This is a genomic window from Bradyrhizobium sp. 186 (genome assembly GCF_023101685.1).
GTDB lineage: Bacteria > Pseudomonadota > Alphaproteobacteria > Rhizobiales > Xanthobacteraceae > Bradyrhizobium.
This window is the reverse complement of record NZ_CP082164.1, coordinates 3,683,583-3,699,982: the sequence shown is the minus strand read 5'-3', so window position 1 is coordinate 3,699,982 and position 16,400 is coordinate 3,683,583. Positions and strand designations below refer to the sequence as shown.

Here is a 16,400-nt window from a genome sequence, read left to right as displayed (position 1 = left end):
TTTTCAACAGCCTTGCGGAGTTCGAATTCAGCCTAGCCGGTGACGGCGGCTTCGGCGTAGGGCGCCGTATTCTTCGCGCGGTTGTCGATGCTGAGAGCGCCCGCACCGAAAGCCGCGATCTGGAGCAGTCCGCCCGCCATCATCACGTTCTTCAGGAAGTGAATCATCTGGTTCTGGTCGGCGAAGTTGCTGTGAAATGAAACAGCGGTCGCGATCGAAAACACGGCCAACGCAAGCGCCACAGCGCGGGTCTGGTAGCCGGCGATCAGCAGCAGACCACCGCCCAGTTCGACGGCGACGGCCACGGCAAAAGCCAGCGGCGGCAACGGCAGCCCGGCCGAATTGATGAGGGGCCGTGGTCGCCGCATAAGCGCCCAGCTTGCTGAGGCCGCTCATGGCCAACGGGAGACCGATCAGAACACGGCCGGCGAAGGGAAGATAACGGTTAACACTCATGATGGTGACACCTTTCTTGAGTTGGTTGAAGTCGGCGAGCCAAGCTTTGGCCTCGCCGGTCGCGAACCACACCGGTGTTCGCTTCCCCCTTGGTATCGGTCTGAATCCGCCAAGCGATTAGTCGGCCAATTTCGGACGGATCGTTCTATCCGGTGAACGATCGCTGGGTAGCCGCGCTTCAGACGTCATCGCCCACGCAGGTCTTCGGCGTGGCGATGTCACCGTCGTCTCCGTCGTCGTCCCGCGCGACCGGCGTTAGACAAGCATGCTTGAAGCTCCGAAGCGCTTTGATCAGTTTGATTTTCAGCATGTCGAACATGATCAGTCTCCGTCAATGAGCCGGTTATAGAGACGATTGATCTGCCGCATTAGCCGGCGTGTGTCAGACAGAGCGTTCCATTGGCCGAACGACGTTGCGTTCGTCATTCGGTGCTTCATCGTTCACATGCTGGAACGGTGCGTCCGAACCTGATCGACTAGTCGCGGGCCTCCTGAGGCGCTCACATCGAGTCCGGGCATCAGGTGGAGATACCATGCGACAGCTCGGGGCGGCCTCGCTCGGAGGCGGCCTGATCGGGCAAACAGGCCGATCGCCGGGAATTTCTCGCGATGCCTGTCGATCGGCTTTCCGGTCGACAACGACGATTCGGCGTTGAAAACCGGGAGAAATTATGATGCGGATGAATGCCCTGATCCCGCCCGATGCGCGAGGAATCGATCTGGCAGCGCCTCCCATGCGGGACTTCAACGATCTCTATTTCTTCGCGGCCGTGGTGAAGCACGAGGGGTTTTCGGCTGCGGCTCGCGCACTCGGCTTGCCGAAATCCAGGATCAGCCGCCGTGTCGCGCTGCTGGAGGAGCAGTTGGGCGTTCGCCTGATCGAGCGCTCGACGCGCCGTTTGAGCATCACGGTCATCGGTCGAGACGTTTATCGGCACGCGCAAACCGTGGTTGACGCCGCAGAGGCCGTGGATGAAGTCGCCTTGCGGATGAAATCCGAGCCTCAGGGCCTCGTCCGCATCGGCTGCCCGGTTAGTGTCCAGAGGACGCTTGCGCCAAGATTGCCCGAGCTTTTCGCGAAGTATCCTCGCCTCCGGACTCAGTTCCTCATCACCAACCGGCCAATCAACCTGATCGAAGAGCAGGTCGACGTCGCTATCCGCATCGGGAAAATCTCGATACCGACAGCGAGATGCAAATGCGCAAGATCGGAATCAGCCGGAGGATTCTCGTCGCGAACGCCGCCCTCCTGAAGGAACATGGAACGCCCAAAGCGGCGAACGATCTTTCGCGGCTGCCGATTCTCGATGCGACCGAAACGCTAGGTCCGCGGACATGGGAGCTTTCAGGGCCCCGGGGGCAAAAGGCCTCGATCGCGGTTGAGCCGAAGGTCTCGGCCGGCGACTTTGCCATTCTCATTGAAGCGGCCCAGGCCGGGATCGGCGTAGCCCTGCTGCCCGAACTTCAATGTCAAGAAGCCCTGCGCGATGGACAGCTGATCCGCATTCTGCCGGAGTGGAGCGCCAAGGACGGCATCATCCATCTCGTCTTTCCCTCCCGGCGCGGCATGTTACCCGGCGTTCGCGCCACGATCGATTTTCTGGCCGCCGCGCTGAAGGCGCAGGTCTAGGGCGCCGTCATACGGCGTTGCGGACCCGATGGCCGAGGTTTTCCATAACCACCCATTCCGAGACCTGAGCCCTCGATAATTGACGCGCAAATTCGCGGCTTGCCGAACGAGATCACTCCCCGTCTCGAAACATCAACTCGCCGCTCAGACCGCAGCGCCTGCTCACGTTGGTTGTTGGTAGATTTTCTCTGATCTCCCGGTGCACACATCGTGCACATGCCGCCCTCCAATTACTTGAAAACTTGAACTTTCGTTCCAATCCATCATGTGCAAATTTGAGCCAATTCCAGCAAGCGAAATCTAACGAGATCCAAATCGTACTGGTCAGGCGCTACCATTAAGCGCAACGGATCGCAGATGATCGAAGGAAGGCGAACAAGATCGCAGAAGTTTGGTAGCGGGAGACCGCTACCGCCTTTCCCCACACGAACCAAATCTGCGATATTTCCTCCGATCGTCCGCCTGAAAGGGATGTTTTCGAGGAAACCTGAATCAAGCAGCGCCGCAAAGATTCCTGTGTACGGCTTGCTCGCCTTGCTCGGTCGCCAGACGTAACCTACACGCCCGGTCAAATTGCACGCGGCGTCTCGGCTGGGCCAAGGTCAAGCGGCCGCTCGTTTTCCAAGGAGGTGGGCGCAGCCCATCAACACGACCGTCAGCACGATGGTCAGGGTTGAGACCGCTGCGATGGTTGGCTCGATCTGATAGAGCAAATCGTCCCACATGCGGCGCGGCAGCGTGACCGCGCCGGAGCCGGATATGAACAGCGCAACGACCAGCTCATCGAACGATGTGATGAAGGCGAACAGGGCGCCGACCAGAACGCCGGGGCGGATCAGTGGCAGCGTGATCTGGAAAAAAGTGCCGGTGGGTGTAGCGCCGAGGCTAAGCGCCGCCTGCTCCAGGCGGGGGTCGATGCCCGCGAGGCTGGCGTTCACGCTGGTGACGACGAAGGGCACCGCAAGACAGGTATGGGCGAAGATCAGGCCGGCCGGCGTGCCGACCAAGCCGTAACGGGCGAAGGCGTAGTAGATGCCGATGGCCACGACGATCACCGGCACGATCAACGGCGACAGGATCAGCGCAGAGGCCAGAACGCGGAGTGCTTTGGGCAGGCGGGCGATGCCAAGCGCTGCCAGCGTACCGAGTAGCGTCGCCAGCACGACCACGGAGGCTGCGACCCAGAGGCTGAGCCAGGTCGAGCGCAACCAATCGTCGCTGGCGAAATAGACGCTGTACCAGCGCAACCCGAAGGCCGGCGGTGGAAACGTCAGGTAGGTCGCCGAAGAAAACGAGACCACCATCACGACGACGATGGGCAAGGCGAGGAACATGAGGATGAGGCCTACGAGCGTCGCCGGCAGCACTCGGGCGACTGTCATCGTGCGCTCGTTCGGAGCGTATGGCCGACACCAGGCAGCCGATAGAAAGCCGCGATGATGGCGAGCGCCGTTGCCAGCAGCAGGACCGAAAGGGTCGCTGCATAGGCCCAGTTGAGCTGATCGACCTGTTGGGCGATCAGCATCGATAGCGTGATCTCGCGCGTGCCGCCGACCATGGCCGGCGTGATGTAGAAGCCCAGCGCCAGCACGAATACCAGCAGCACGCCGGCGGCGACGCCCGGCATGGAGAGCGGCAGCGTTATCTGCCGAAAGGTCGCCCACGGCGTTGCGCCCAGCCCGGACGCCGCGCGCGCCAGCGACGGATCGATCTGTCGGAGCGCATTGGCGATCGGGAGAACCATGTAGGGCAGCAGGATGTGAACCATCGCGATCTGGGTCGCCAGCGGCGTATTGAGGATGCGCAACGGCTGGTCGATCATGCCTGCCGCGAGCAGCGCCTCATTGATGAGGCCGTGCCGGCCCAACAGCACCATCCAGGCGTAGCTGCGGACCAACACGCTGGTCCAGAATGGCAGCAGGATCAGGAACAGGATCACCGGCGCGTAGCGCGGCGCGCGCACCAGCGAGAGCGCGACAGGATAGCCCAGCAGCAGCGCCCCCGCAGTGACGGTCAACGACGTGTAAAGCGTGTTCGAGAAGACTTTCAGGAACACCGTGTCGCCCGTCAGGGAGGCATAATGCGACAGCGTCCAGTTGGGATCGTTGACGCTGCGCATCAACATCGACAGCACCGGCAATGCATAGAACACGAGCATGAACAGCAGAAGCGGTGCCGCCAGCAGCAGCGGCATGACCGGCCGCCAGGACAGCCGCCAGGGCAGCCGCACGCCGCTCTGCCGCGTGGCGGCCAGTCCTTCGAAACGGATTTCGACCCCCTCAGACAAGGATCGTATCCGCGACCGACCAAGCGATCTCCGTCCGCTCGCCGACCGCACGGCGCCGGATCGCCGCACTCGACGGTTCTTTCAGCACCATCGCGGTGCCGTCGCGTGCCTGCAACATGTAGCGGCAGCGTTCGCCGGCAAACACCGCCTCGGTCACGGTGACGCTGAGACGGTTCTGCGGCGCGGTCGAAGCAAAGGCGCCGTCGGCGAAGCGGATACGCTCCGGACGCGTCGTCAGCATGACCTTCTCGCCGGTGGCGGGCCGGCCGGGACACAAAGCACGGACGATGGCCCCTTCGCACTCGGCCACCACGACATCGTCCTCGACGCCGCGCACGATGGCCGGGAGGAAATTCGACTCGCCGAGGAAGGAGGCGACGAAACGGCTGCCCGGCCGGTCATACAGATCCTCAGGCCGTCCGACCTGCGCCACCAGTCCTCCATTCATGACGGCGATACGGTCCGACATGGTGAGAGCCTCCTCCTGGTCGTGGGTGACATAGATGAAGGTGATGCCAAGATCGGCATGAAGGCGGCGCATCTCCAGCTGCAGATTCTCGCGGAGCTGCTTGTCGAGCGCGCCCAAGGGTTCGTCCATCAGAAGAAGGCGCGGCTTGAACACGATGGCGCGCGCGAGAGCGACCCGCTGTTGCTGGCCACCGGACAATTGGCGCGGGTAGCGCTCACCATGGTCGGGCAATTGCATCAGCGCCAGCGCCTCGCGGACCAGCTTTTCCCGCTCGGCCTTGCCGACGCCGCGCTGCTTCAGCGGAAATCCGATATTGTCGGCAGCGGTGAGATGAGGAAATAGAGCGTAGTTCTGGAACACCATGCCGATGTTGCGGCGATAGGGCGGCATGGCGACGACCGACTTCCCGTCGATGGCGATGTCGCCGCCGGTCGGCGTCTCGAAGCCGGCGATCATCATCAAGGTCGTCGACTTGCCGGATCCGCTCGGTCCCAGTAGCGTCAGGAACTCGCCGGAGAGAATGTCTAGCGAAACGCCAGCCACCGCGGCCACGCGATCATAGCACCTTTCCAGCTTGCTGAGCGATACCGACGCGCCGCGGCCAGCCCCGGTCATCGTCGTCAGCTCAGCAGCCATTTGTTGAAGCGACCAACAACCGTGTCGCGATTGTCGATCCACCAATCATAGTCATAGTTCACGAGCTGCGATTTGATGGCGGGGGCGCTGGGCAGCACGGCCAGCCGTTCCGGCGGGATGTAGTCGTTCGACTTGGCGTTGACCTGACCATAGGGGATTCCGAAGGCGATGCGTGCCTGGGGGATCGCCATGGTCGAATAGGCTACGAACTTCATCGCATTCGTGGCGTTCTTGGCGCCCTTGGGGATGCCCCAGGCGTCGCGCTTCATCAGCCCCTGATTCCAGCATATTGCGGCGGGAACGTTCGCCGCCTGCAGCGCAGCCATGCGACCGTTCCAGACGGTTGTCATGGCGACCTCGCGGTCGGTCAGAAGCTGGACCGGCACGGCGCCGGTGTCCCACCATTTGACGACCGCCTTCTTGATCCCCTCGTAGCTTGCGAAAGCCTTATCGATATCGAGCGGATAGAGCTTGTCGGCCGGCACGCCGGCCGCCATCAGGGCGAATTCCATCTCGGGCCAGCCGCCGGCGCCGGTGCCGCCCATGGCCCGGTCGCCGGGAAATTTCTTGGTGTCCCAGAAGTCTGCCCAGCCTTTAGGCGCGTCGCCCTTGAAGGCGTCGGTCCGATAGCCCATCACCTGCGCCCACACCAGCATCTCGAGGCCGTATTCGAAGCGGTAGGCGGTGCCGACACCGTCGTCGACCAGGGAATAGTCGATCTTCTCGAAGTAGTCGCCTTGCTTCTGCAGGTTCATGATCGAGCCGCGGCTGAGCTGGGCGATGTCCCATTCGACGTTGCCGGTCTCGACCATGGCCTTGATCTTGGTCGGGTTGGTACCGGGAAAGGCATGCACCTTGATGCCGGACAACCTCTCGAACGGCTCGAAATAAGCCTTTTGCTGGGTCTCCTGCATCGTGCCGCCGAAGGTGGCGATGCGAACCTCGCCGCTGCCCTTCAGGATGTCGGGGATCGTGGTCTGCTCCGGCCACGCCGCCTCGGCGTGACCAGGGCGGATGAACGGCGCCGCAAGGCCTGCGCCCAGCAGACCGATTGCCGTGCGGCGATTGAATTTGGTCGGAGAACGATGATCGCGCATGACGGCTTTCTGCCTTCCTGCTTGGGGTGATCAGTACGCCAGAAGATTGTCGCGGAAATGCTTGTGCTCGTAGGCTTTGCGCATCAGGCCGCGATCCTGCAGCGCCGGCACCAGCCCGTCCTCGATCTCGGCGAGTGTGCGGCGGTTGACGTTGGGCATCGAGAACAGGAATCCGTCGCCGCCGACCTCCTGCATCACCTCGCCCATCTGTGCGGCGACGGCGTCGGGTGTGCCGCAGAGCTCGACCGACAGGTCGACCGCATTGAAGCTCGCCATCGTCTCCCGGATCGAGCGCCCTTTCGCCATCAGGCGGTACTGCTCGAGATTCTGCTGATGGCCGTTGGTGGTCACATCGTCGGGCAGCGGCTTGTCGAGATCGAACTTGCCGAAGTCGATATTGGTCACCTTGCCGAAATGCGCGAGCCGCTCGTCGATGCGTTCCATCGCGATGGCCGCCCGCCTCTTCTTGCGCTCTTGGGCATCCTGCATGGTGTCGCCGAGGATCGGGTTGATGAGATAGAGCACCTTGCAATCGGAAGGTTTGCGGCCACATGCGATCATGTGCTTGTGGACGTCGTCGCGGTAGGAACGCATCGCCTCGATGCCCTTGACGTGGACCACGATGGTGTCGGCATGGGCGGCGGCGAACTTGCGTCCGCGCGGCGAGCCGCCGGCCTGGGCGATCACGGGCCGGCCCTGCGGCGCCGGCCCCGAGTTGAGCGGGCCGCGTGTCTTGTAATACTTGCCGCTGTAATTGACGGCGTGGACCTTGGTGGGATCGACCAGCACGCCGCTCTTGCGGTCGGCGATGATGGCGCCCGGCTCCCACGAATCCCACAGGCCATTGCAGACCTCCATGTATTCGTCAGCCATGTCATAGCGCAGATCGTGCTCCGGCATGCCCGGCATGCCGAAGTTCATGGCCGCGAAGTCCGAACTGCCGGTGACGGCATTCCAGCCGATGCGCCCGCCCGACACCTGGTCGAGCGTCGCCACCAAGCGGGAGAGCAAATAGGGATGATAGGCGTATGTTCCAAAAGTAGGCACGATGCCGATGCGCGATGTCACCTGCGTCATCAGCGCCGCCACCACTGACGGATCCTGACGCGGCACCGCGATGCCGTTCTTGAGATAGATGTCGGTCGAGCCACCGAAGCTCTCGCCGACGTAGGACGAATCTTCGAGCAGGATGTAGTCGAAGCAGGCGCGCTCGAGCGCGCGCGCCGCGTTCAGGAACAGCTCAGGCTCCATCCAGGTCTGGCCGATATGTCCGGTCCAGGACTCGCCCCAGGCCTGCACGCTCGATCCCTGAAGGAACCAGGCCAAGTGAAATGGTTTGGTGGGCATCTCGGCTCCATAACCGCGATCAAATTGCAGGATCGACCGAATGAACTAAGCAAATACTGTGCCGACCTCCTATGCGCTGTCGTCGTGGAGGCTGATAACAGCACTCCGGTCCCGTGTCTGGAGAGGTGGTCCGTCCCAATCGCTTCGGGTCGTTTTTGGCGCCCCGTGCGTGCGGAAAACTTAAGCTCGGGCATAGTGGCTATGAAGTCCGCTCGGAATGGCGCGGTGCGCCTCACGTCGAGAAGAAATTGCACGCGACACGGCGACCGAGACCGCTACCGCTTCTCCCCACACGACGCAAATCTGCGATATTTCCTTCGATCGTTCGCGTGAAACTCGGAAGGCTTGTCGAACGGTAGGTTCAAATCGCGGAAGCGCAACCACCGCGTTGTTAACGCTGCTGCGGGCCTCACGTCTAACGAAGGCGGCTGCAGATTTTCGCAGCAGAGATGCCGGCAATGCGACCCAGCACCGTCGCCGTCAGCAGGCCATTGCCCGAAAGGTATCCGCCGGCCCGCGACCCGGAAACCCCGGCCGCCGCGCCACCCGCGGCGAAAAGGTTGGGCAATGGGTGGGCATCCCGGTCGAGCACGTGCGCGTAGCGATCGACGGCAAGACCTCCCTGGGTGTGAAAAAGCGCACCCGTCACACGAACAGCCTTGAAGGGCGGCGACAGCGGCGCGACGCCGGCAAAATTCCGCCCGAATGCGTCGGCGCCGTCACTTTGCTTGAGACGTGCGACCGTTGCGAAAGTTTCCCCAAGGGCATCGGCTGGCAATTTAAGACGCACTGCCAACGCCTCGATGCTATCAGCCTCGATCACCGCGCCGCTCGCCTTGGCGCGCCTGAAATCCTCGAACTGGCGTGCGATGATTGCAATTCGCTCGTCAAAAATAGTGAATGCAATCGACTCCGGCTCGGCAATGACCGCAGCCGCCTGCTCGGAATAGCCGAGGCTCTCGTTCGAGAAGCGTCGGCCGTTTGTGTTGACCTGAAAGCCCCCTTCCATGATCGTGGCCCAGGTAATCAGAATGCCATGGGGATGTGCCACCGATCCGTGGCCCTGATAGCCAGACATATGGAGGAGTTTTGTACCCAGCGCCTCGCCCCAGAGCGCGGCATCGCCGCGATTGCCCGGATGACCGAAATAGAGCGCGCCCTGCATCTCCGGGATGTGTTGCCCAACCAGGACCGGATTGCCGCCATATCCGTTGCAGGCGAGGATCAAAGTATCGCACCCGATCGCGTCCCGTGTTCCATCCGGTCGCGTTATCTCAAGCCCGTGAATGCGACGCTCGGCATCGCTAAAGAGCCCAGTGACGGTCGCTTGCACTATCAACGGCAAGCCAGCCTCCTCGACCGCCTGCCGCAGACGATCGATCAACTCGGCGCCGGATCGGCTCGGCAGACCATGCATCCGGCGCGCCGCATGGCCCGGATAGTCGAAATCATGCACCACGGAAAATGGCAGGCCATAGCGATCGGCAAGCCATTCGACCGTAGGACCAGATTGCGCTGTGACGAGATCGACGATCGCATCATCGGCCTCTCCATGTGCCTTCTTGCGGATATCACCAGCAAAGAGCTCCGGCGTATCGACGATGCCGTGCAATTTCTGAAACCGCGTTTCCGCAGCCGGTATCAGCCCGGCCGATAAAGCGGTCGAACCGCGCGGAAGGGGATCACGCTCGAAAATCGCGACCTCCGCGCCGGCCTCGTGGGCAGCGAGCGCGGCGCAAAGACCTGCCGCCCCGCCCCCGATGACAAGGACGGAAATGGTTGTCTCGAAACCCTCGGACGGAACTGGCTTGATGGTCACCGCTTCGTCTCCGCCAGCATGTCGGCTATGGTTGCCACCCGGGCAACCGTCTTCAATGCCGCGATGGCGGTCTGGTGCGTGGCATCGTCGAAGGCGGCACAGCCGTCGGACAGCACGACGGCTTCGATATCCCGCACATGCGCATCGCGCACCGTCGATGCCACGCCACCATTGGTGACGATGCCGCCGACGACCAGCCTGTCGATTGAAAACTTGCGCAGCAGCCATTCAAGCCGCGTCATGTAGAACGCCGAATAGGCGATCTTTTCGATCTGAAGGTCCGAAGGCCCGAGTTCATCAACCAGCGCATGACCCCAACTGCCCGGCGCGAAATCGCCCTTGCACAGGAATGGCCGCAGCGCTTTCAGATGCGGCGAGATCAGCGGTTCGCCATCTTTGCCGGGTACCAGCGTGAAATGCGTCGAGATGATCCGACCACCCGCAGCGCGAAAAGCGTCAGCGAGCGGCTTCAGCCTCAAAGGCAGGGCTACAATCGAAGCGGCGCCCTGCCCGCCTCGCGCGTAGGCGCCGTCGCGATGCAGGAAATCGTTCTGCAGATCGACGATGAGCAATGCTGTGCGCGTTATCGGAACCGGATCACCATTCATGCCGATTGCCTTTCGATGATGATGTTGCCGAGCGCATCCACGCGCGCAACAAGGCCCGGTTCAACCACGGTGGTGGCGTCGGGCTGCTCCAGGATCGCCGGACCGGAAATTACCGTACCGGTCGGCAGTTCGAGCCGCGACCAGATCGAGGTTCGATGCCAGGCGCCGTCGAACCAGACATTGCGGTCCTCGAGCTTCGCCTTGTCGATCGATGCATCGGGAGACGGTGCCAGTGCGGCGAGGTCGAAATGCGGCCGCCGGCCGATGGCGGCGGTACGTAGCGTAACGATTTTGACCGGAATGCCAGACAATTTGCGACTGAACTGCGCCTGATAGGAAGCCTCAAAGGCCTGTCTGATCATCCCGGCATCGATACCGGTGGTGTTGTCGCCGAAAGCGACCGGCAGCGTCACCCCGATGGTATGGGTTTGCCCGACATAGTGCATATCGAGTTCGTAGATCACATCGATGCGGTCGACTTGGACGCCCGCCGATGCGACCACGGCATGCGCCGCCTTGCCTTCCGCGATCATCCGCTGGTCCAGCCTCCTTGCGTCGAGACCTTCCAGCATCAAATTGACGGTCTGCACCTGGTCGTGCCGGAGATCGGCGATGACGCAGCCGAGCGCCGACGTGATGCCCGGAAAGCGCGGAACCAAAGCCAGCTTCAGCCCCACCTCACGCAGCAGCGCGCCCGCATGAAGCGCGCCGCCGCCACCGAACGGCATGATGGCGAAATTGCCGGGGTCATGACCGCGTTCGATCGACACCAGCCGGATCGCGCCGGCCATGCGCGCATTGGCGATCCGCACGATGGCTTCCGCGGCCGCCATCGCATCCAGCCCCAGCGGGTTCCCGACATGGCGAAGAATTGCCGCTTTCGCCGCCTCGACATCCAGTCGCGCGAGCTTGCCCCCGATCGGCCTCTCGGCGTTGATGCGGCCGAGCACCACATTGGCATCGGTCAGTGTCGGCCGATCATTGCCTGCCCCATAGCTGACCGGCCCCGGCACCGAGCCGGCGCTTTCTGGCCCAACCTGGAGCAATCCGCCGCGATCGACATGGGCGATCGAGCCACCGCCGGCGCCGATCGTCGTGATCTCGATCATCGGCGTGCGGATCACCAATCCGAAATCGATCGTGGTCTGCGCCGTAAGCGAGGCCTGGCCGCCGGCGATCAGGGACACATCGAAAGAAGTGCCGCCGAGGTCGCCGGTGATGACATTCTCAAAACCGGCGGCGCGGGCAATGGCCCCGGCAGCGATCACGCCGGCGGCGGGGCCGGAAAGCGCGGTGCGCACCGGGAATTTTCGTGCCATCGCCGTCGACATGACGCCGCCATTCGACTGCACGATATGAATCTGCCCTTTGAAGCCTTCACCGCTCAGAGCATCCTGCAGCTTGCCGAGATACCGGCCGACCAGCGGCTGTAGATAGGCGTTGAGCGCCGTCGTGGAGGTTCGTTCGAACTCCCGGATCTCAGGCAGGATTTCGCTGGAAGCAACCACGTCGTCATTGGGCCAGACCTCGCGTGCGGCAACGAGCGCAGCGCGTTCATTGGCCGGATTGGCATAGGCATTGATGAAGACGATCGCGAGCGCCTCGGCTCCCGCCGCCAGCAATTTGCGCGCCTGCGCCTGAATTTCCGCGGGATCGACGGCCATGCGAATGCTGCCGTCAGCCAATACCCGCTCGTCGACTTCAAGGCGCATGTTGCGATCGACCACGGGCACAAAATCGCCCCACAGGCCCCAGGTATGCGGCCGGTCGCGACGGCGCATTTCCAGCACATCGCGGAATCCCGCGGTCGTCATCAGGCCGATGCGAGCGCCCTTGCGCTCCAGCAAGGCGTTGGTACCGACCGTCGTGCCATGCACGATCGCGCCGAAGTCGCTGATCTGCCCGAGGACCTTAAGACCGAGCAGAAACCCTTCAGCCTCGTTGCCACGCTGCGAGGGCACCTTGGCGGTGCGGAATTGGGTGCGGTCCTCGTCATAGAAGAACAGATCGGTAAAAGTTCCGCCGACATCGACGCCAATGATCGAGGAGCCGCTCATGACTTCACTCTGGACGCCACGGCATCCGTGCTGACATAGCCAAGGCGAAGGTCGCGCTCGACCTTCGCCGGATCGCGACTGACAGCAGGACCGAATCCGCCGCCGCCGGGCGTTTCAAGCCGGACCCGCTGTCCCTTGGCGATCTTCACGTCGGTAATCTTTGACGCGAGCGGCGGTGACGACTTGCCGCCCGGCGTGTCAAAGACGAAGCGGTTCAGGGCCGCTGCACCCCCACCATTGACGCCAAAGGGCGCAAATTTTCCCCGCTCGCCCAGCAGGAAAACGTCGGCACCGGTCTCACCGAGCGCTTCGATCTCGTAGATCGCGCCGAGGCCACCGCGATGCTGGCCGGCACCGGCACTGTCCGGACGCAGCGCCCATTGGGTGAACATCACCGGATAGGACGCCTCCAGGATCTCGACGGGCGGGATCGTCGCCATCGAAATCGGATTGTTGCCGTGGTTCAATCCATCGCTGAGGGAGTTGCCGCCGAGCCCGCCGCCGAAAAACGAGAACATCACCCAGCGCGAACCGTCATTGCGATACCCAGCGAGCGACAAGGCGTTGATGGTGCCGAACGGCGCCGCCATAGCGCGATCCGGCGCGGCGATGGCTATGGCGCCAAAAACGACGCCGATGACGCGCAGGATAGTTTCGGTGTAGCCGCCGACCGGACGCGGCGCCTTGACGCCGAGCAGGGTCGTCTCAGGAATGATGAAGGTGATCGGCTCGAGACAACCGGCATTGGCCGGCACATCGGTAAAGACGTGCTTGAGCGCCACGTAACAGCAGGCGGCGGCGGTCGCATAGGCGATGTTGAGCGGGCCGGCGCACGGCGACGACGACCGGGAGAAATCCAGCACCATGGTCTCGCCGGCGATGGTGAGATCAAGCGCGATCTTCAGCGGCTCATCGGTGACGCCGTCATTGTCGAGAAAGTCCTCGAAACTGTAGACACCGTCGGGCAGGGCGCGGAGATTCTCGCGCATCAACGCCGACGCCCTGCGGGTGACGACATCAAGCGCCGCCGAAATCGTGTCCTCGCCATAGTCGTCAAGCAGGCTGGCAAGGCGACGTTCGCCGAGCGCCAGAGCATTGAGCTGCCCGTTCAGATCGCCGAAATTCGATGTCGGCACGCGGCTGTTGGCGGCAAGAATATCGATCATATCTTCGTTGATCACGCCAGCGCGAAACAGTTTTATCGGCGGAAACCGCACACCCTCCTGAAAGCTTTCGGTGGCGCGAGAATTGAAGCCGCCAGGCACATTGCCTCCGATGTCCAACCAATGGCCAACCGAGGCAATCCAGCAGAACACCCGATCGTTGCGGTAGATCGGCCTGACCAGCCGGAAGTCGTTGAGATGCGTTCCACCCTCATAGGGGTCGTTGAACAGGAATGTATCGCCGGGCTGCAGATGATCACGGCCGGAGGCGGCATCACGCGCGACCTTGTCGATCACGGCTTTGACGGCAAAAGCCATCGCGCCGACAAAGATCGGCAGGCCGGTGGTCCCTTGAACCAAGGTCGCGCCGGTCTCGGCGTGATAGAGACCGTGACAGGCATCGCGGGCCTCGGCGATGATCGGATTGAAGGCCGAACGATAGAGCGTGGCGTCCATCTCGTCGGCAATCTGCTCGAGGCGACCCTTGAGCACAGCCAGGGTTACGGGGTCGATCGTTTTGGTCATCTGTGCCGCCCTCATCTGGTTTTGTCGCCGGGTCCGTTCGCCGGGAATTCGTAGCTCTGCCCGAGTTCCAGCATCTGCGGCGTGCCGATGATCGCGTTCAGTGCGTCGAAATCGAACATGTCACTGCGAAAGGCTTCGGTGGTGCCATCGCGCGCCAGCGTCTCGTAAAACGCTTTGGCCGCCTTGGCGACCGCACGAACGATGCCGCCTGGAAAGATCACCAGCGAAAAGCCCAGCGCCAGCAGCTTGTCCTTGCCGAGGATGGGTGTCTGGCCGCCTTCGACCATGTTCGCCATCAAGGGCAGCCGGTCGCCAAGTCTCTGTGAGATGGCCCGAAGCTGCGCCTCGTTGCGCGGCGCTTCAACGAACAGCACGTCCGCGCCGGCTTCCGCATACCGCCCGGCGCGTTCGACGGCCTGCTCAAAGCCTTCGACCGCCACCGCGTCGGTTCGCGCGATCACCAGGGTTTCGTTGCTGAGGCGCGCGTCGGTCGCCGCCCTGATCTTGCCGACCATCTCCGTCGTCGGAATGAGACTCTTGTCCTGCAGGTGACCGCAGCGCTTTGGAAAGGTCTGATCCTCGAGCTGGATCGCGGTCGCGCCGGCGCGCTCGAACAGACGCACGGTGCGCTGGACGTTGAGGGCATTGCCATAGCCGGTATCCGCATCGACGATCAAAGGCGTGGCGACACGATCGCGGATCAAACTCAGCGTCTCGGCCACCTCCGACATGGTCACGAGCCCGATATCGGGGCGCCCCAGCCGCGTGTAGGCAATACTGGCGCCGGACAGATAAAGCGCACGAAACCCCGCATCGGTTGCCAGCGAAGCGGTCAAGGCATCGTAAACACCGGAAGCCAGCACGATGTCCGGCCCGTGCAGCATGGTCTTGAGAGACGTTTGATCAGACATCATGCCCTCCCGATCAAGCTGCGAGCAGACGGCATAGAGCGACAAGATCGGGCGATCGGTCCAGATTTTCGACCGCTTCGAGAATCGATGAACAATGCGCGTTGCTCCAGACCGATCCCGCGACCTCGCGGAACTTGTCCCGGACTTCCTCCGCGCTGTACGGATCTTCGGTATCGCCCTTGTTGGTGAACGCTTCGGCAGTGAGAATGCGACCATCAACCAGCGTGATCTTCACCCGCGCCGGTCGAAGGCCCGGCAGCATCGCGGTGAGCGCCTTGTCCTCGCGGACCACAACTCGCCCCGCCAGGGCAAGCGTCACGGCATCGCGCCGCGCGTCATCGCGAAAGGCGGCAATCGAGGCCGCACCATTGACAATGGTCGTCGCCAGCGAAAACGGCAGCGAGAACTTGGCGGCCAGCATGTTGCGAGGTTGCTGACCATCGAGCTGCGCCGCCCAAATGTAGGTATCGACCTCGATTCGAGCGATATTATCCGGCTTCAGATCGCCGCCGGCCTCGGCAACAAGACTTTGCAACGCATCGAGCGCGCCGTGGTTGTAACGGCACGCGGCGTGACGCTTGAAATAGTTGCGCGCAATCTCCCAGCGCAAGCCGAGATCGGCGATCATTTCCTCAGGCTGGAACTGATCGGCGATGACGGTGCCATAGATCGTGCCGATGCCGTCCGCTTCGCCGACAAATCCGGCATCCACCATCTCCCAGGCGCGCAGGCCGATTTCGTTCGAGAAGCCGGCGAAGCTGTTACGCACGGTGCCGCCTTCCAGCATGGTCCGGCGGCTTGTCGCCAGCCCGAGCGTCGATGAGACGTTGATCACTTCGGCCATCTGCTCCCGGGTCGCGTTGCGCAGTTTGGCCACGGCCACCGCCGCCCCCACCGTGCCCCAGGTGCCATGCGGGTGCATCGTGACGCGCAGCTTCGATGCGATGCCGACGCGCGAACCGATTTCGTAGCCGAGTGCGATGGCCAACAACACGTCCGAACCGGTGCTGCCAAGCTCTTCGGCAGCCGCCAGGACGGCCGGCACGACATGAATCCCGGGATGACCGCGCGCGAACTGATTGCCTTCGTCGATTTCCAGCATGGTGCCGGCCGTTCCGTTCAGGAAGGCCGCGAGACCGGCCGAGGTTCGACGGCCGGCGCCAATCACCGGAGCAGCATCGTCGGCACACGCACGGCAGAGACGTGCCGTCAGCCGTTGCATCTCCGGTTCCTGCGCACCGGCGGCAATCGCCCCGATGCAATCAAACAGCACCTGCTTGGTACGCGCCACGACATCCCCGGGAAGCTGCTCCGCCGTCACCGCCACAGCGAAGTCGGCCCATCGGTCCAGCCATTGTGGCCGCGCGGTTTGGAAGGAAGCATTCTGCAACATCA

Annotated in this window: 14 protein-coding genes and 1 pseudogene; 1 reads left to right on the top strand and 14 read right to left on the bottom strand. The window is 62.8% G+C overall.

The window, feature by feature from the left end:
- Positions 1 to 32: 32 nt before the first annotated feature.
- The 3 genes and pseudogenes from IVB18_RS17595 to IVB18_RS17585 all read right to left on the bottom strand — a co-directional run bounded on the left by IVB18_RS17595 (position 33) and on the right by IVB18_RS17585 (position 1,363).
- Positions 33 to 456 (bottom strand): annotated as a pseudogene (locus tag IVB18_RS17595) (DoxX family protein).
- 178 nt (positions 457 to 634) lie between these two features.
- Positions 635 to 775, bottom strand: a complete 141-nt coding sequence (locus IVB18_RS17590; RefSeq protein WP_247990290.1) for a hypothetical protein — start codon at positions 773 to 775, stop codon at positions 635 to 637.
- A gap of 435 nt (positions 776 to 1,210) precedes the next feature.
- The gene (locus IVB18_RS17585) at positions 1,211 to 1,363 is read right to left on the bottom strand and encodes a hypothetical protein (RefSeq protein WP_247990289.1); all 153 of its coding nucleotides are present in this window, start codon (positions 1,361 to 1,363) and stop codon (positions 1,211 to 1,213) included.
- A 285-nt stretch (positions 1,364 to 1,648) separates the two neighbouring features.
- On the opposite strand from IVB18_RS17585, the gene IVB18_RS17580 reads away from it, so the two are divergent.
- Positions 1,649 to 2,086, top strand: coding sequence for a LysR substrate-binding domain-containing protein (locus tag IVB18_RS17580; protein ID WP_256476953.1), 438 nt, complete (start codon positions 1,649 to 1,651; stop codon positions 2,084 to 2,086).
- 602 nt (positions 2,087 to 2,688) lie between these two features.
- Here IVB18_RS17580 and IVB18_RS17575 read toward each other — a convergent pair.
- The 11 genes from IVB18_RS17575 to IVB18_RS17525 form a co-directional block, all read right to left on the bottom strand.
- Entirely contained in the window at positions 2,689 to 3,468 is a 780-nt protein-coding gene (locus IVB18_RS17575; RefSeq protein ID WP_247990287.1) for an ABC transporter permease, read from the bottom strand.
- Positions 3,465 to 4,373, bottom strand: a complete 909-nt coding sequence (locus IVB18_RS17570; RefSeq protein WP_247990286.1) for an ABC transporter permease — start codon at positions 4,371 to 4,373, stop codon at positions 3,465 to 3,467. The genes IVB18_RS17575 and IVB18_RS17570 overlap by 4 nt, the downstream gene beginning before the upstream one ends.
- Entirely contained in the window at positions 4,366 to 5,478 is a 1,113-nt protein-coding gene (locus tag IVB18_RS17565) for an ABC transporter ATP-binding protein (RefSeq protein ID WP_247990285.1), read from the bottom strand. The genes IVB18_RS17570 and IVB18_RS17565 overlap by 8 nt, the downstream gene beginning before the upstream one ends.
- Entirely contained in the window at positions 5,463 to 6,575 is a 1,113-nt protein-coding gene (locus IVB18_RS17560) for an ABC transporter substrate-binding protein (protein WP_247990284.1), read from the bottom strand. Before IVB18_RS17560 ends, IVB18_RS17565 begins: the two co-directional genes overlap by 16 nt.
- Positions 6,576 to 6,605: 30 nt before the next feature.
- Complete coding sequence (locus tag IVB18_RS17555; RefSeq protein ID WP_247990283.1) at positions 6,606 to 7,922, bottom strand: NtaA/DmoA family FMN-dependent monooxygenase; 1,317 nt, start codon at positions 7,920 to 7,922, stop codon at positions 6,606 to 6,608.
- Positions 7,923 to 8,337: 415 nt separating this feature from the next.
- Positions 8,338 to 9,741, bottom strand: a complete 1,404-nt coding sequence (locus IVB18_RS17550; RefSeq protein ID WP_247990282.1) for an FAD-dependent oxidoreductase — start codon at positions 9,739 to 9,741, stop codon at positions 8,338 to 8,340.
- Entirely contained in the window at positions 9,738 to 10,349 is a 612-nt protein-coding gene (locus tag IVB18_RS17545; RefSeq protein WP_247990281.1) for a cysteine hydrolase, read from the bottom strand. The genes IVB18_RS17550 and IVB18_RS17545 overlap by 4 nt, the downstream gene beginning before the upstream one ends.
- Positions 10,346 to 12,406 (bottom strand): hydantoinase/oxoprolinase family protein, encoded by a 2,061-nt coding sequence (locus IVB18_RS17540; protein WP_247990280.1) that lies wholly within the window; start codon positions 12,404 to 12,406, stop codon positions 10,346 to 10,348. The genes IVB18_RS17545 and IVB18_RS17540 overlap by 4 nt, the downstream gene beginning before the upstream one ends.
- Positions 12,403 to 14,094 carry a hydantoinase B/oxoprolinase family protein gene (locus tag IVB18_RS17535; RefSeq protein ID WP_247990279.1) on the bottom strand — a complete coding sequence of 564 codons (1,692 nt, stop codon included), beginning with the start codon at positions 14,092 to 14,094 and terminating at the stop codon, positions 12,403 to 12,405. The genes IVB18_RS17540 and IVB18_RS17535 overlap by 4 nt, the downstream gene beginning before the upstream one ends.
- Before the next feature lie 11 nt (positions 14,095 to 14,105).
- Positions 14,106 to 15,005: an isocitrate lyase/PEP mutase family protein gene (locus IVB18_RS17530; RefSeq protein WP_247990278.1), complete on the bottom strand. Its 900-nt coding sequence runs from the start codon at positions 15,003 to 15,005 to the stop codon at positions 14,106 to 14,108.
- Between the two features lie 13 nt (positions 15,006 to 15,018).
- Positions 15,019 to 16,398, bottom strand: coding sequence for an MmgE/PrpD family protein (locus tag IVB18_RS17525; protein ID WP_247990277.1), 1,380 nt, complete (start codon positions 16,396 to 16,398; stop codon positions 15,019 to 15,021).
- Positions 16,399 to 16,400: the final 2 nt, after the last annotated feature.

Bases quoted from the DNA above. Each gene is read 5' to 3' on its own strand.
- IVB18_RS17590 (WP_247990290.1), bottom strand. From the start codon at position 775: ATGTTCGACATGCTGAAAATCAAACTGATCAAAGCGCTTCGGAGCTTC.
- IVB18_RS17585 (WP_247990289.1), bottom strand. From the start codon at position 1,363: ATGCTCAAACGGCGCGTCGAGCGCTCGATCAGGCGAACGCCCAACTGC.
- IVB18_RS17580 (WP_256476953.1), top strand. From the start codon at position 1,649: ATGCAAATGCGCAAGATCGGAATCAGCCGGAGGATTCTCGTCGCGAAC.
- IVB18_RS17575 (WP_247990287.1), bottom strand. From the start codon at position 3,468: ATGACAGTCGCCCGAGTGCTGCCGGCGACGCTCGTAGGCCTCATCCTC.
- IVB18_RS17565 (WP_247990285.1), bottom strand. From the start codon at position 5,478: ATGGCTGCTGAGCTGACGACGATGACCGGGGCTGGCCGCGGCGCGTCG.
- IVB18_RS17560 (WP_247990284.1), bottom strand. From the start codon at position 6,575: ATGCGCGATCATCGTTCTCCGACCAAATTCAATCGCCGCACGGCAATC.
- IVB18_RS17555 (WP_247990283.1), bottom strand. From the start codon at position 7,922: ATGCCCACCAAACCATTTCACTTGGCCTGGTTCCTTCAGGGATCGAGC.
- IVB18_RS17545 (WP_247990281.1), bottom strand. From the start codon at position 10,349: ATGAATGGTGATCCGGTTCCGATAACGCGCACAGCATTGCTCATCGTC.
- IVB18_RS17540 (WP_247990280.1), bottom strand. From the start codon at position 12,406: ATGAGCGGCTCCTCGATCATTGGCGTCGATGTCGGCGGAACTTTTACC.
- IVB18_RS17535 (WP_247990279.1), bottom strand. From the start codon at position 14,094: ATGACCAAAACGATCGACCCCGTAACCCTGGCTGTGCTCAAGGGTCGC.
- IVB18_RS17530 (WP_247990278.1), bottom strand. From the start codon at position 15,005: ATGTCTGATCAAACGTCTCTCAAGACCATGCTGCACGGGCCGGACATC.
- IVB18_RS17525 (WP_247990277.1), bottom strand. From the start codon at position 16,398: ATGTTGCAGAATGCTTCCTTCCAAACCGCGCGGCCACAATGGCTGGAC.